Here is a 14,089-nt window from a genome sequence, read left to right on the forward strand (position 1 = left end):
CGAACACGACCGTTAAGCCCTCCAGCGCCGATGGTACTTGGACCGAAGGGTCCTGGGAGAGTAGGACGTTGCCAGGCGGAACTGCGCTTGTTATCCAAGCGCATATATTCCCTGATAGCTCAGTTGGTAGAGCACTCGACTGTTAATCGAGTTGTCACAGGTTCGAGTCCTGTTCGGGGAGCCATGCTCTCATAGCTCAGTAGGTAGAGTGCATCCATGGTAAGGATGAGGTCACCGGTTCGATCCCGGTTGAGAGCTTATATGGCCCGTTGGTCAAGGGGTTAAGACACCTCCCTTTCACGGAGGTAACAGGGGTTCGAATCCCCTACGGGTCATAGCTTTCTTTAAAGCTTCAAGGGTGAGAACTCATGGGGTTCGCGGAAGTCATAAATGGAGGCTTAGCTCAGCTGGGAGAGCATCTGCCTTACAAGCAGAGGGTCGGGGGTTCGATCCCCTCAGCCTCCACCATATTTCTAATAAAATGACTGGTAATGGGGAATTTTATTCATATGCATAATGGGGATTAGCCAAGCGGTAAGGCAACGGACTTTGACTCCGTCATGCATAGGTTCGAATCCTATATCCCCAGCCATTTGCGAGCCATTAGCTCAGTCGGTAGAGCACCTGACTTTTAATCAGGGTGTCGAAGGTTCGAGTCCTTCATGGCTCACCAGTTTTTTCTAAAATATGCGGTCGTGGCGGAATTGGCAGACGCGCACGGTTCAGGTCCGTGTGGGCTAACCCCCCGTGGAGGTTCGAGTCCTCTCGACCGCACCATATTTTGCGGACGTGGCTCAGCGGTAGAGCATCGCCTTGCCAAGGCGAGGGTCGCGGGTTCGATTCCCGTCGTCCGCTCCATTGTTTGTCCCCTTAGCTCAGCTGGATAGAGCGTTTGACTACGAATCAAAAGGTCGGGAGTTCGAATCTCTCAGGGGACGCCATAATGCTTCAAGTAAATTGCATTATTTCGAATTATCGGGACGTAGCTCAGCTTGGTAGAGCACCTGGTTTGGGACCAGGGGGTCGCATGTTCAAATCGTGTCGTCCCGATACTTCATATGCGGGTGTAGTTCAATGGTAGAACTCCAGCCTTCCAAGCTGGTAGCGTGGGTTCGATTCCCATCACCCGCTCCATTGTGTACATACAAAGCCGCAAGGCTTTTTTTGCATTTCAATAAGAATATAGGCTGGAGAAAGCACTCGGTATGGTTTGGCTTTCTCCTTTTTTCTATATACATTTATACACATCCAAACTCTAAGGAGCAGCAGTATGAACTATTCAAAAGTGCGAACTAAAGCTCTGATTTCAAGGCAAATCGTTCTTTTATACGCGGAAGTTACATAGGGAATAATAATTTGCCTTTGTGAATAAAAAAACATACCTACTGGAAATAATAAAGTTCTTTTTCCTCGAAATTTTCCGTTTAAAATTAAAGCTTTTCACCGATTTTTATTGTATGATGTTAAGAAAGTGTCAATTTTTCGTGGTGTGAATATCGGATAAGATGGGAGGAAAAGCATGACTGAGCTTACGTTGACCGCAAATAAAAGCCAATCCAACAATCTACTGCGGCGTGACGTTCGTTTTTTGGGTACGATTCTCGGGGAGGTTCTTGTACACCAGGGAGGCAATGAGCTTCTTGATATCGTAGAGAGAATAAGAGAAACGAGCAAATCCTTACGGGCCGAATTTTTGCCTGAGCTTTTCGATGATTTCAAATCCATGATCGGGGATCTGGAGCCGGAAATCCGGCATCAGGTTATCCGGGCCTTCGCCATATATTTTCAACTGGTGAATATCGCAGAGCAAAATCACCGTATTCGCAGAAAGCGTGATTACGAACGCTCTGCCGGTGAGGAAATCCAGCCCGGCTCTATCGAAAAATCCGTTCAGGAGCTGAAGGAGCAGGGATTCACAGCAGAGGATGTACACTCCATACTGGAGGAGCTTTCCCTGGAGCTTGTGATGACCGCTCATCCGACAGAGGCCGTGCGGCGGGCTATTCTGGATATTCACAAGCGCATATCCGATTATGTAACGCAATTGGATAATCCGACGCTGACCAACCGTGAGCGCGAACAGCTTCGTCAGAACCTGTTGAATGAGATCATAACACTATGGCAAACCGATGAGCTGCGGGACCGCAAACCGACGGTACTGGACGAAGTCCGCAACGGCATGTATTTTTTCCATGAGACGCTGTTCCATGTATTGCCTGATGTGTATCAGGAGCTGGAACGTTGTCTGAATAAATATTATCCGGATACAAGATGGCATATCCCGACTTATCTCCGCTTCGGTTCCTGGATTGGCGGGGACAGAGACGGAAACCCTTCTGTAACCTCCGATATTACGTTGGATACCCTTCGGATGCAGCGCAAGCTGGCTGTGCGGGAGTATCATCGCATTCTGTATGACCTAATGAGTTCGCTGAGCTTCAGCACAAGCATCGTGAGCGTATCCGAGGAGCTATTGACTTCCATTGAGCAGGACAAACTAAATGTTCCTCTAAAAAAGATGGAAATCTGGCATAATGAAAAAGAGCCGTATCGTATTAAATTGGCCTACATGATCGCCAAAGTGAACAACGTGCTAGATGATGCCAAAAGGGGCACCAAAGAGCAGTACACAAGCGCTGAAGAGCTTATTGCAGACCTTAATATTATCGACAGCAGCCTGCGTACTCACTTTGCTGATTATGTGGCGGATACTTACATTCAAAAGGTAATACGTCAGGTCGAGCTGTTTGGTTTCCATACGGCAACTCTGGATATCCGCCAGCATAGCCAGGAGCATGAAAATGCCATGACGGAGATTTTGGCAAAAATGAATATCACGCCTGATTACAAAGCTCTGTCCGAAGAAGAGAAGATTGAGCTTCTGGAAACCCTGATGAATGATCCGCGCCCGATCACTTCGCGTTACCTGGATTACAGCGAAAGCACACGGGAATGCTTGAACGTCTACCAGACCATCTACAAGGCTCAGCAGGAATATGGTAAACAATGTATCACAAGCTACCTGATCAGTATGACACAAGGTGCGAGCGACATGCTGGAAGTGATGGTGCTGGCCAAAGAATCCGGTTTGTTCCGTAAGGAAGTGGACGGGACGATTGTCTGCAGCATTCAGTCCGTTCCGCTCTTTGAGACGATCGATGACCTGCATGCCGCTCCGGAAATCATGAGAAGACTGCTGAAGCTTCCGGTTTACCGCCAGTCGGTAGCAGCGATGAATCAAATGCAGGAAATTATGCTCGGTTATTCTGACAGCAACAAGGATGGCGGAGTCGTAACGGCGAATTATGAGCTTCGCGTAGCCATGAACGAGCTGACCAAAGTGGCGGGTGAGTTCGATATCAAGCTGAAATTCTTCCATGGGCGTGGAGGAGCGCTTGGACGGGGAGGCATGCCGCTGAACCGCAGCATTCTGGCTCAGCCGCCGGGAACGGTAGGTGGAGGGATCAAGATTACAGAGCAGGGAGAAGTTCTTTCGTCCCGTTATTCTTTAAAAGGAATCGCTTATCGCAGTCTTGAACAGGCGACATCCGCTCTGCTGACCTCGGCCATGTACCGCCGCTCCGGCAAGGAAGAAAAGCTGAATGAACAGTGGGAAACAATTATCTCACAGATTTCCGCAGTCTCGCTGGAGAAATATCAGGACCTGATTTTCCGTGATCCGGATTTCTTCTCCTTCTTTAAAGAGTCTACGCCGCTTCCGGAAATTGGAGAGTTGAACATCGGTTCCAGGCCGTCGAAGCGCAAAAACAGCGACCGCTTCGAGGATCTGCGCGCAATTCCTTGGGTGTTTGCTTGGACGCAGAGCCGTTACTTGCTGCCAGCCTGGTATGCGGCCGGCTCAGGGCTGCAAAGCTTCTACCAGGACAAGGAAGAGAACTTGCAGGTGCTGCAGACGATGTACCGGGAGTTCCCGTTCTTCCGTTCCTTGATCGATACGCTGCAAATGGCCATCGCCAAAGCGGATCTGCTGATTGCCAAGGAGTATGCCGGTATGACGGGGAATGATGAAGCACGCCAGCGTATACTCGGACTAATCACACAGGAGTATGAGCTGACCTCCAGCCTGATACTGAAAATTACAGGGCAGAACGAAATTCTGGATAATGTCCCGGTTATTCAGGAGTCCATCCGGTTGCGGAACCCTTATGTCGACCCGCTAAGCTACCTGCAGGTGCAGCTGCTAAGCGAGCTGCGCGCAACGAGACAGCAAAGCGGCGAAGACGCAGAGCTTCTGCGGGAGGTACTGCTTACCATCAACGGCATTGCGGCAGGGCTAAGGAATACCGGCTGATGCGTTTGCAGAGAGTGCAGAGATGCTTTAAAATATGCAGTCGGGTGCTCTAATGAGGACCCGACTGCTCTGTTATTGTTAGCAGGAAGAAAATCATATCAGCCCATCAGCAAGTCTGGGGGAATAACGGTGGAAAACATGGACAGCCGCTTAGTCAGGCTGATTCTTAAAGGGGATCAGCGGGCTTTTGCGGAGCTAGTGGAGCTTTACAAAGATAAAATATTTCATCTGACGTACCGCATGCTGGGAAATCGGCATGAAGCTGAAGATATGGTACAAGAGACGTTTTTACGCGTCTACCGCAATCTGGATAAGTATGATCCCAATCAAAAGTTCTCAACATGGATATACCGGATTGCTACCAATTTATGCATTGACCGGTTGCGAAGAAGAAAGCCTACATATTCTCTGGATGCGGAAATCAATGAGCAGGAGGGTAGCGATGGGTACGCCATGCTTCCAAGCGATGAACGTACACCTGAAGGCGAAGCCCTGCTGCTGGAGACGCAGACTCAAATCCGGGAGGCTATAGACAACCTGCCGGCTAAATACAAGTCTATTATGGTGCTCCGCTATTTACAGGATATGTCCCTCCAAGAGATCAGTGATGTGCTTAATTTGCCGGTCACGACAATTAAGACGCGGGTACACCGGGGGCGTGAGTTTTTGCGGAAAAAGCTTGAACACAAATTGTAGCATTTTATTTTTGTGAAACATATCTGCTGCGACAGCGTATGTAATGTTGTATGAACGGATCTTGCGCCAACGGGATGCGCCGACCTGAGTGTGTCCGCGTCTGCTGGCTGCAAATCGGAAGACTACAAGAAAGGATTGGCTCATATGGAATGCAAAGAGGCCGTCTCTTTGATGCACCTATACCTGGATGGCGATCTGTCCAAGCTGGAAAAGGAAGAGCTGCAGGATCATCTGCTGGAATGCCAGGATTGCCGGATGCGGTTTAAAGAGCTGGAGCGGACCGAAATGATGCTGTTCGGAATCCAGCATCCCCTGCCTTCTGTAACGGATGAGCTGACCGATCGGATTTTGGGCGTTATGCCAACACCGAAACGGCAACAGCCATGGGTCAAATGGATAAAAAGGCATCCGGCTGCGACTGCTGCGGCTTTCTTTCTCGTTGTCATCCTATCCAGTCTTTTAAGCAATTGGGGCCAGACCAGCCAGCTAGTGGTCCGTGGGGACAATCTGGATCAGGTGGTCATCCATGGCAACACGGTAATTGTGCCTGAAGGCAAGGCCATCAATGGAGATTTGACGGTGGAAAATGGAACTGCTCAGGTCTACGGGGATGTAGAAGGAAATTTGACGGTGATTGACGGATCCTATTATCAGGCCTCAACCGCACATATATCGGGACAGGTAAAGAGCATTGACCGGGCACTGGATTGGGTATGGTATAAAATTTCGGATTTGTTCACGGAAGTGGCATACCGCTAGGGCTTGGCCGGCAGTACCTATAAAAAGCGCCTTTTTCCGCGAAAAGGGCGCTTTTTTGAATTAGAGGGTTCCAGAAATTTGTGAAAATAACCGGAATGCACCATTAAATTCGGAGTTCGGCTTGCAACCTGACCGCGATCGTTATAACCTAGATAAAGAGACCATACTATATACATACTGACGCTTTAAACGACCCACTTATTACTGACACTGCGGGGGCATGCGCATGCTGGAGTACTTTACGGATATGACCTGGAAAGAGTCCATTAAGGACTTGATCGATATTTTAATTGTAACGTACATTATATATCAGATTATTTTGCTGGTACGGGGCACCCGGGCAGTTCAGCTGCTGAAAGGAATCCTCGTGCTGGTTGTGATATGGGCTCTCAGCACCTGGTTTGATTTGTATACGCTGAAGTGGCTGATGAACCAGATGTTCACCTTTGGGGTGCTGGCGGTCTTTATTATCTTTCAGCCTGAGCTCAGGCGGGGGCTTGAGCAGCTCGGCAGGGGGAAGCTGTTTGGCCGCTCGTCTGCCGAGGATGAAGAGCTGAATAAGCTGATCGGCGAGATTATCAAGGCGCTGAACTATCTTTCCCGCAGGAAAATTGGTGCCCTGATTGTCTTCGAACGCGAGACCGGCCTGAACGAATATACGGAGTCCGGGATAAGAACCCAGGCTGTGGTAAGTTCGGAGCTGCTTATCAACATCTTTATTCCGAATACGCCTCTGCATGACGGGGCGGTTATTATTCAGAACAACCAAATCGCAGCCGCAGCATGTTATCTTCCTCTATCGGAGAACCCTTTTATCAGCAAGGAGCTTGGTACAAGACACCGGGCCGCGATTGGCGTCAGTGAGATGGCTGATGCGGTTTCCATTGTCGTGTCTGAGGAGACAGGCCAAATTTCGCTTGCCATTAACGGGCAGGTAGTGAGGGACATTAAGGAAGAATCGCTGATCTCCAAATTATATGAGGAACTGCGCCCGGCCACATCGATTAAGGAAAAGCGCAAGCCGTTCTGGAAGCGGGGGGGAGGCGCCACCAACTCATGATGGACAGATGGTTTAATAATGCAACTTTTTCCAAAATACTGGCTTTGTTGATCAGCATCCTGCTTTGGGCTATGGTCCATCTGGACAGCGGCACGACTTCGCCGGGAATTACAACGGCTTATGATAATAAAACGATAAAAGATGTAGCGGTTCAGGCGGTAGGACTGGATGACAACTATGTGCTTTCTGCCATGAGTACGGACAGGGTAAATCTTGAAGTTAGGGGACAGCGTTCCCTGCTGACTTCGTTTTTTACGGATGACTATAAAGTAACTGTGGATTTATCTAAAGTGAAGGCGGGGACAGAGACGCTGCCGCTGAGAGCTGATCTGCCTTCCGAAGTTGAAGTGATCTCCATTAATCCGTCCATGGTTACGGTAACGGTGGAAGAGAAGAAAACGAAGTCATTCAATATAACCATTGCGACGGACGGTGAGCCGGCGGCTGGCATGAGGCTTGGTATTCCTTCCTCGGACCCTGCAGCAGTGAATGTCACTTTGGCTGAGAGCCGGCTTGAAGCGGTGGCTTCTGTACGCGGTACCGTGGATGTAAGCGGAGCGAAAGAAAATGTGGCCGAACGCAGAGTACGGCTTAAAGCATACGATAAGAATGGGCAGGAAATTGAGGAGGCTGTGATTGAGCCGGCTACGGTGTCCGCCGAAGTGCCGGTTGTTCAGGGCTACAAAACAATGCCAATACGGGTAAGCTACACAGGAGACCTGCCGGATGGCCTGGTTCTGGCCAGTGTGAAGCCCAGCGTGACAGAGGCAAGTGTGTATGCTCCAACCTCTGTATTGTCAGGAATAACGGGAAATGTTGCTGCGACACTGGATCTCAGCACGTTGACAGAAGCAGGGACCAAGCAGGTTCAGGCCAATCTGACCGTGCCTGACGGGGCGGAAAGAGTGGATCCGGCATCAATTACACTGGATGTTACAGTAGCTCCGGATGGAGCGGTACCCACAACGCAGAGGACGATAGAGAACGTTCCGATCCAAATCAGCGGAGCTGGTGATTCCGGAAGTGTTACGATAGTGAACCCGGAAAGCCAGACCATGAATGTCAGTATCATTGGACCGGAAGATCTAGTGAAGGAGTTGACGAATAACGATATTATATTGGCTGCGGATGTTACGGGCTTGGAGCCTGGGCAGCATGATGTGCCCCTCAAGGCAACGCTGCCGAAGTACGTATCACTTGCAGACGAAGGAGCCTCTTTAACGATTACCGTGCAAGTGCAGGGTGGTTCGGAGCCAACTGTTACGGACCCGGAAGGGGACACGGGAACAAATTCAACGGGGCAGAGCGGCGACCCGAGTGCCGGAGGCGCTCCTGACTCTCAGCCTGCGGATGGCGCTGCGGCAGGGGGAACGCCGGAGGGCGGGCAGGATGCCACCCAGCAGGGCAGTCAGAACGATGCAGCGGATACAGGTCAGCCTTAAGATAAACCAGACATATATATATTAAAGAGGGAGTCATTATAATGGGAAAATATTTTGGTACAGACGGCGTAAGAGGCGTAGCAAATAAAGAGCTGACGGCGGAATTGGCCTACAGTATCGGACGCTGCGGCGGATACGTGCTGGCTGGAAATGTGGAGAAACCGACGGTTGTGATCGGCATGGACACCCGGATATCGGGGGTAATGCTGGAATCGGCGCTGGTGGCCGGACTGCTGTCCATTGGAGCGAATGTAATCCGTCTAGGGGTGGTATCCACACCAGGCGTTGCATATATAACACGTCTGCTTAAAGCGGATGCGGGGGTAATGATTTCCGCTTCCCATAATCCGGTTGAGGATAATGGAATCAAGTTTTTTGGAGGGGACGGCTTCAAGCTGTCGGACGAGACGGAACTGAAGATCGAAGCATTAATGGATGCGGAGGAAGATCAGCTGCCTCGCCCTGTGGGAAGCGGACTGGGGGCAGTAACCGTGGATGACAAATCCCGTTACCTATACCTGGATTACTTGAAGACGACAGTTTCCAACTCTTTTAAAGGACTTAAAATCGTTCTGGATTGTGCCAATGGTGCAGCTTACGAACTGGCTCCCAAGCTTTTCGCTGAGCTGGGGGCGGAAGTGATCGCAATCGGAGCGGAGCCAAACGGCTTGAATATTAACGATCATTGCGGGTCTACACATCCGGAGAAGCTTAAGGAAGAGGTTCTTCGCCTGAAAGCGGATATCGGGCTTGCTTTTGACGGGGATGCGGACCGTCTGATCGCCATTGATGAAAACGGGGAAGAGGTAGACGGGGATTTCATTCTCTGCATTTGCGGGGATGCCATGAACCGTGCCGGCAAGTTGAAGGACAGCACGATCGTGTCTACGGTTATGAGCAATATCGGTTTCTATAAAGCGGCTGAGAAGCTTTCCCTGAAAACGGCGAAAACGGCTGTTGGCGACCGTTACGTCATGGAAGAAATGCGCCGCGGCGGCTACAATCTGGGCGGGGAGCAGTCAGGTCACGTCATTTTCCTGGATTATAATACGACTGGCGACGGTATGCTGACCGCCATTCAGTTGGTCGATACCCTTGTGGCGTCCGGCAAGAAGTTCAGTGAACTGAAATCCTTGATGAAGCAGTATCCTCAGGTGCTGGTGAACGTCCGTGTACAGGATAAAACCAATTACCCCGGCAATGCGGCCATCGCTGAAGCCATTCAGAAGGTCGAGCAGAAGCTCGGCGACAACGGACGCGTGCTTGTTCGCCCTTCCGGCACGGAATCGTTGATCCGGGTAATGGCGGAGGGTCCTGACAAGGCGGAGCTTGAGCATTATGTTGAAGAAATTGTCGAAGTTGTGAAAAAAGAGCTCGTGTAAAGGTGCAAGCAAACCTGTGCCCGGAGCGCTGCAGAACCTCCTTTGGGTTCGGACGGTATCGGGCACGGGAAATTATATGAAAGAAAAATTGGTACAGGCATGGTACAAAAACCATTGCCAAATCGACATAGACACGCATATAATGTACTAAGTATTTTGATTCAAGAATAGAAGGCGAGGGCAGTGAGGTTTACAACCACTAAGCGCCAGAGCTTGCATACATGCGCGGGGGAACTGAGGTTCACGGCATATCAAGCTGACGAGGTGGAGGTGTTCGAAATGTTCGGCGGGGACCTCCCGGTGATGCATCCAACCGTAAACCGGTTTTCGGAAAAGGAATGGGCGACCATTTTTACAACGACCCGGTAGATGCCACTAACTATAAAATTATGAATTCATTTCATGAATGTGCGGCCATCAACAGCTGTGCGGTACGGGAATGCGTGACATTCGTGAAGATTTTTAATTGTCGATTCGGTTATCTTTGACAACTTCATAATGAACTCTTTCCCGCATATTCCGCATGCTCTGTTTCTTGATGCCGTTCGCTCTGAAATGATGATCGGAGGAAATCGAACATGTGTGGTATTGTAGGGTATATTGGGGATAAGAATACACAGGAAATTTTGCTGGATGGCTTGAGCAAGCTGGAATACCGGGGGTACGATTCGGCGGGAATCGCCGTATTTACGAACGACGGTCTTAAAGTTGCCAAGTCCAAAGGCCGCCTCGCCAACCTGGAAGCGAAGCTGGAAGGTACTCCACTGATCGGCAGCGCCGGCATCGGACATACGCGCTGGGCTACACACGGTAAGCCTTCTGACGTAAACTCTCATCCGCATATGGATGAAAGCCGGAAGTTCTCGGTCGTTCATAACGGCATTATTGAGAATTACCTGGAGCTGAAGGAGGAGCTGATGAAGGAAGGGCACACGTTCCTGTCCGAAACGGATACGGAAATCGTGTCCCACCTGATCGCACGTGAGTACCAGGGGGATATCGTCAAAGCGGTGCAGAAAGCCATTACCCATATCCGGGGAGCGTTTGCGCTGGGGGTATTGACTGAATATGAGCCAGACAGACTGGTTGCTGTTCGTCAGGCAAGCCCGCTGGTCATCGGTGTAGGGGAAGGCGAAAATTTCATTGGTTCTGATATTCCCGCTATTTTAAAATATACACGTAATGTATACATTCTCGAAGACGGTGAGATGGCTGTACTGACGAAGGACGCTGTCGAACTGTTGACGATTGAAGGGAACTTTATTGCTCGGGAAATGATCCATGTCGATTGGGATGCCGTGACTGCTGAAAAAGGCGGTTATGAGCATTTCATGCTGAAGGAAATTCATGAGCAACCACGAGCTTACCGGGACACGATGCTTGGACGTATCGATCATGACAATCATCAGGTCGTTCTGCCGGAGCTCAAGCTGTCTAACGAGCAAATTAAAAATATCCGCAACGTCCAGATCGTTGCCTGCGGTACGGCATATAATGCCGGTCTGATTGGCCGCACAGTAATCGAGCAGTTTGCCCGCATTCCGGTTGAGAATGATGTGGCTTCCGAATACCGTTACCGTTCGCCAATCATCACTCCGGAGACGCTCGTGATCGTAGTCAGCCAATCCGGGGAAACAGCCGATACGTTAGCCGCGCTGCGTGAAGCGCAAGCGAACGGCGCGCATGTGCTCGCCATCACCAATGTGGTTGGCAGCTCCATCGCACGCGATGCGGATGATGTGCTCGTCACGCTGGCCGGTCCTGAGATTGCCGTAGCTTCGACTAAAGCGTACACTTCTCAGCTGATTGCTTTTTATCTGTTCGGTCTGTACCTTGCACAAGTGCGTGGAACAATGAACAAGGAAGAAATCGCTCATGTACTGGCGGCAATGGAAGCACTGCCTGAGCAAGTAGAAGCGATGCTGGGCAATGCGGATACGATCAAATCTTATGCCGAGCATATTGCGAAGCACAAGCATCTGTTCTTCATTGGCCGCGGTCAAGACTACGCTGTAGTGCAGGAGGGCTCTCTGAAGCTGAAGGAGATCTCCTACATTCATTCCGAGGCTTATGCTGCGGGCGAGCTGAAGCACGGCACGCTGGCGCTGATTGAAGATGGCATTCCAGTCATCTCCCTGCTCACCCAGGAAGCCGTGATGGAGAAAACGTTGAGCAACATCAAGGAAGTAAAAGCACGCGGCGCCGAGGTGCTCGCAATCTCCTATGAAGAGCACGCTGCCGAGTTGCTGAAATCCGTAGACCATGTGATTGCGATTCCGAAAACTCTGCCGATTCTGACGGCTGCGCTTTCGGTCGTAACGCTTCAACTGCTGGCATACTACGCTTCTCTCGCACTGGGTCATGATGTCGATAAGCCACGTAATCTGGCGAAGAGCGTGACGGTGGAGTAATTATTTTATAAATGTGTGGAACCGCCACACCCGATTTTATTAGCATTAAGAGGGTAGCCCTAGTGAAGAGATTTCAAAGGGCTACCCTTTTTTGGTAATTAACGTTTTCCTTAATGACTCATTACAATAAAGTGTTGTTCTGAGCTGAAAAACTACAAATAAGTTTTGTTCTATAAACATCATGGGCCGTCCTACGAGGTGAGGACGGCCCATTTTTGTTGTGGAAGGGGGATAGGCGACTACAAATTCCTATCTAACAATACTCCTGTTTGTTCTGCTATCACACGCGGTGGTAAAGGCATATCATTCCTGAACCACCATTCCACAGCCCCCACGACCGCTGCCCCAAAAAATTGAAGAATAACATCTTCACTTAACCCCTGATTTTTTCCTTTAGTTACATCCACTTCAACCTTGTACTCTTCAACTACTAGATCAAGGAACCGACTACGAAAATAAGCTGCACTTTTCGTGTTTAGCATTGTTGAAAAGAATATATGATTGTTGGCAAAGTATTCAAACCATACATAGTTTCCTTCTTTAAAAGTCATTTCAGACGCAGATTGACATAACTCTCGGAGATTACTTATATGCTCTTCGATAATCTTAGCAAGTAAGTCGAATTTATCTGTGTAATGGAGATAGATCGTTACTCGATTAACATCTGCTCGATCAGAAATATCACGAATTGTAATGTCATCGAAGTCTTTTTCAGCCATCAGTTCAAGAACTGCTTTCTTTATTGCTTCTTGTGATTTAAGTGTCCTTCTATCCACTTTAGCCATTTTATAAGCTCACCTTTCTTGGATGATCAACAAATAATTATTATTTGTTGAGTAATCAGCACATCACATAAAATTGCCGATTGAAAGTGTCCTGTTCTTGATTAAGAATTATAAACGAGAGTTGATTAAACAATCAATGTTTAATATGTCGAAAGCATTGGATAACTATGACGAGTTTAGAGGAGGATACATTCATGGATAAATGGTCGAATGACGCCGAGCGAAACCAGTTCCTAGTAGAACGTAAAATCGGATGAAAGCCTGACGATCCCGATTTTTGATACATCAATCAACACCTTATAACGATTTGTTCATTAATTAACAAATCGTCTATTATTGACGATTGCAATCATTTCATTTTTCTTTAAAATATAGACGTGTGTTGATAAATAGTTTTTTGTTCAATAAATGTAAGTCTCATTCAGTCGCCAAAGAAGCAGGAGGGCTATTTATGAATCGAATTGAAAAGAGCCAAGAAAAATATAAACAACTATTTGGTGATGGAGTCCCTGCCGCGTATGCTACAGATCCGGATTTACAGGACATCCTGAGTCGCTTTATATTTGGGGAAGTTTTTTATCAAGGTCACCTGGATATTAAACAACGGGAGCTTATCACTCTGGTTGTGCTTACAGCGAACCAAACATTGCCTCAGCTAAAGGCTCACGTTCACGCCGCGCTGAACGTTGGGCTCACACCGGTGGAAATCAAAGAGGCGATTTACCAGTGTGCGCCGTACCTGGGATTTCCCAAAACGCTGAACGCGAGTAATGAAGTGAACGAGGTTTTCAAAGCGAGGAATATTGTACTGCCGCTTGAAAGCCAAACGCAGGTTGAAGAAGATACCCGTTTCGACAATGGACTTGCTGTGCAAACAAAGATTTTTGGCGATGTCATTCCCAGAATGCGCGAAAGTGCTCCGGCCAACCAAAAACACATACAGGATTATCTTTCTTCTTTCTGTTTTGGGGACTTCTATACCCGCGGCGGGCTTGATTTGAAAACACGGGAGTTGTTGACACTTTGCATCATATGTGCACTGGGTGGTGCTGAAGGTCAAGTGAAGGCACATGTGCAGGGCAACGTAAATGTTGGCAATGACAAGGAAACATTGATTACGGCCATTACCCACAGCCTCCCATATATAGGCTTTCCGAGAACACTGAATGCATTGGCATGTATTAATGAAATTATTCCTGAAATTTAAGTTAAACGCTGGAGAGCAAGCATCTCTGTTTCATT

The 14,089-nt window shown here is 48.9% G+C and carries 10 protein-coding genes, 11 tRNA genes and 1 rRNA gene; 21 read left to right on the forward strand and 1 reads right to left on the reverse strand.

Annotated features, from left to right (window positions below):
- The 20 genes from rrf to glmS all read left to right on the forward strand — a co-directional run.
- Nucleotides 1-77, forward strand: a 5S ribosomal RNA gene (gene rrf, locus ACI1P2_RS31470); the annotation flags it as partial.
- Between the two features lie 31 nt (nt 78-108).
- A tRNA-Asn gene (locus ACI1P2_RS15345) sits at nt 109-184 on the forward strand.
- 1 nt (nt 185) lies between these two features.
- Nucleotides 186-258: transfer RNA gene (locus ACI1P2_RS15350), tRNA-Thr, on the forward strand.
- A gap of 5 nt (nt 259-263) precedes the next feature.
- A tRNA-Glu gene (locus tag ACI1P2_RS15355) sits at nt 264-335 on the forward strand.
- A 57-nt stretch (nt 336-392) separates the two neighbouring features.
- Nucleotides 393-468, forward strand: a tRNA-Val gene (locus tag ACI1P2_RS15360).
- Between the two features lie 49 nt (nt 469-517).
- A tRNA-Gln gene (locus tag ACI1P2_RS15365) sits at nt 518-592 on the forward strand.
- 5 nt (nt 593-597) lie between these two features.
- Nucleotides 598-673: transfer RNA gene (locus ACI1P2_RS15370), tRNA-Lys, on the forward strand.
- 16 nt (nt 674-689) lie between these two features.
- Nucleotides 690-777, forward strand: a tRNA-Leu gene (locus ACI1P2_RS15375).
- A gap of 6 nt (nt 778-783) precedes the next feature.
- A tRNA-Gly gene (locus ACI1P2_RS15380) sits at nt 784-858 on the forward strand.
- 6 nt (nt 859-864) lie between these two features.
- Nucleotides 865-941, forward strand: a tRNA-Arg gene (locus ACI1P2_RS15385).
- Between the two features lie 35 nt (nt 942-976).
- Nucleotides 977-1,050 (forward strand) — tRNA-Pro (locus ACI1P2_RS15390).
- A 10-nt stretch (nt 1,051-1,060) separates the two neighbouring features.
- Nucleotides 1,061-1,134: transfer RNA gene (locus tag ACI1P2_RS15395), tRNA-Gly, on the forward strand.
- A gap of 385 nt (nt 1,135-1,519) precedes the next feature.
- Complete coding sequence (ppc, locus tag ACI1P2_RS15400; protein ID WP_355320728.1) at nt 1,520-4,312, forward strand: phosphoenolpyruvate carboxylase; 2,793 nt, start codon at nt 1,520-1,522, stop codon at nt 4,310-4,312.
- 129 nt (nt 4,313-4,441) lie between these two features.
- On the forward strand, nt 4,442-5,008 hold the full coding sequence (sigW, locus tag ACI1P2_RS15405) for an RNA polymerase sigma factor SigW (RefSeq protein ID WP_355320729.1): 567 nt from the start codon (nt 4,442-4,444) through the stop codon (nt 5,006-5,008).
- 144 nt (nt 5,009-5,152) lie between these two features.
- Nucleotides 5,153-5,767, forward strand: a complete 615-nt coding sequence (locus ACI1P2_RS15410) for a zf-HC2 domain-containing protein (protein WP_355320730.1) — start codon at nt 5,153-5,155, stop codon at nt 5,765-5,767.
- A 226-nt stretch (nt 5,768-5,993) separates the two neighbouring features.
- A complete protein-coding gene (gene cdaA, locus ACI1P2_RS15415) occupies nt 5,994-6,827 on the forward strand; it encodes a diadenylate cyclase CdaA (protein WP_355320731.1) in 834 nt (277 codons plus the stop codon).
- Nucleotides 6,824-8,269, forward strand: a complete 1,446-nt coding sequence (locus tag ACI1P2_RS15420; protein ID WP_355320732.1) for a CdaR family protein — start codon at nt 6,824-6,826, stop codon at nt 8,267-8,269. Before cdaA ends, ACI1P2_RS15420 begins: the two co-directional genes overlap by 4 nt.
- 41 nt (nt 8,270-8,310) lie before the next feature.
- Complete coding sequence (gene glmM / locus ACI1P2_RS15425) at nt 8,311-9,651, forward strand: phosphoglucosamine mutase (RefSeq protein WP_355320733.1); 1,341 nt, start codon at nt 8,311-8,313, stop codon at nt 9,649-9,651.
- Nucleotides 9,652-9,834: 183 nt separating this feature from the next.
- A complete protein-coding gene (locus ACI1P2_RS15430; protein WP_408976232.1) occupies nt 9,835-10,020 on the forward strand; it encodes a hypothetical protein in 186 nt (61 codons plus the stop codon).
- Nucleotides 10,021-10,229: 209 nt separating this feature from the next.
- Nucleotides 10,230-12,062, forward strand: coding sequence for a glutamine--fructose-6-phosphate transaminase (isomerizing) (glmS, locus tag ACI1P2_RS15435; protein WP_355320735.1), 1,833 nt, complete (start codon nt 10,230-10,232; stop codon nt 12,060-12,062).
- Between the two features lie 239 nt (nt 12,063-12,301).
- On the opposite strand, the gene ACI1P2_RS15440 is transcribed toward glmS, so the two are convergent.
- A complete protein-coding gene (locus ACI1P2_RS15440; RefSeq protein ID WP_355320736.1) occupies nt 12,302-12,847 on the reverse strand; it encodes a TetR/AcrR family transcriptional regulator in 546 nt (181 codons plus the stop codon).
- Between the two features lie 451 nt (nt 12,848-13,298).
- On the opposite strand from ACI1P2_RS15440, the gene ACI1P2_RS15445 reads away from it, so the two are divergent.
- A complete protein-coding gene (locus tag ACI1P2_RS15445) occupies nt 13,299-14,054 on the forward strand; it encodes a carboxymuconolactone decarboxylase family protein (RefSeq protein WP_355320737.1) in 756 nt (251 codons plus the stop codon).
- The last annotated feature ends 35 nt before the right edge of the window (nt 14,055-14,089 follow it).

Source organism: Paenibacillus jiangxiensis (assembly GCF_046098255.1).
GTDB lineage: Bacteria > Bacillota > Bacilli > Paenibacillales > Paenibacillaceae > Paenibacillus > Paenibacillus jiagnxiensis.

Excerpts from the sequence above, each read along its gene's own strand:
- ppc (WP_355320728.1), top strand. The coding sequence starts at position 1,520 with ATGACTGAGCTTACGTTGACCGCAAATAAAAGCCAATCCAACAATCTA.
- ACI1P2_RS15410 (WP_355320730.1), top strand. The coding sequence starts at position 5,153 with ATGGAATGCAAAGAGGCCGTCTCTTTGATGCACCTATACCTGGATGGC.
- cdaA (WP_355320731.1), top strand. The coding sequence starts at position 5,994 with ATGCTGGAGTACTTTACGGATATGACCTGGAAAGAGTCCATTAAGGAC.
- ACI1P2_RS15420 (WP_355320732.1), top strand. The coding sequence starts at position 6,824 with ATGATGGACAGATGGTTTAATAATGCAACTTTTTCCAAAATACTGGCT.
- glmM (WP_355320733.1), top strand. The coding sequence starts at position 8,311 with ATGGGAAAATATTTTGGTACAGACGGCGTAAGAGGCGTAGCAAATAAA.
- glmS (WP_355320735.1), top strand. The coding sequence starts at position 10,230 with ATGTGTGGTATTGTAGGGTATATTGGGGATAAGAATACACAGGAAATT.
- ACI1P2_RS15440 (WP_355320736.1), bottom strand. The coding sequence starts at position 12,847 with ATGGCTAAAGTGGATAGAAGGACACTTAAATCACAAGAAGCAATAAAG.
- ACI1P2_RS15445 (WP_355320737.1), top strand. The coding sequence starts at position 13,299 with ATGAATCGAATTGAAAAGAGCCAAGAAAAATATAAACAACTATTTGGT.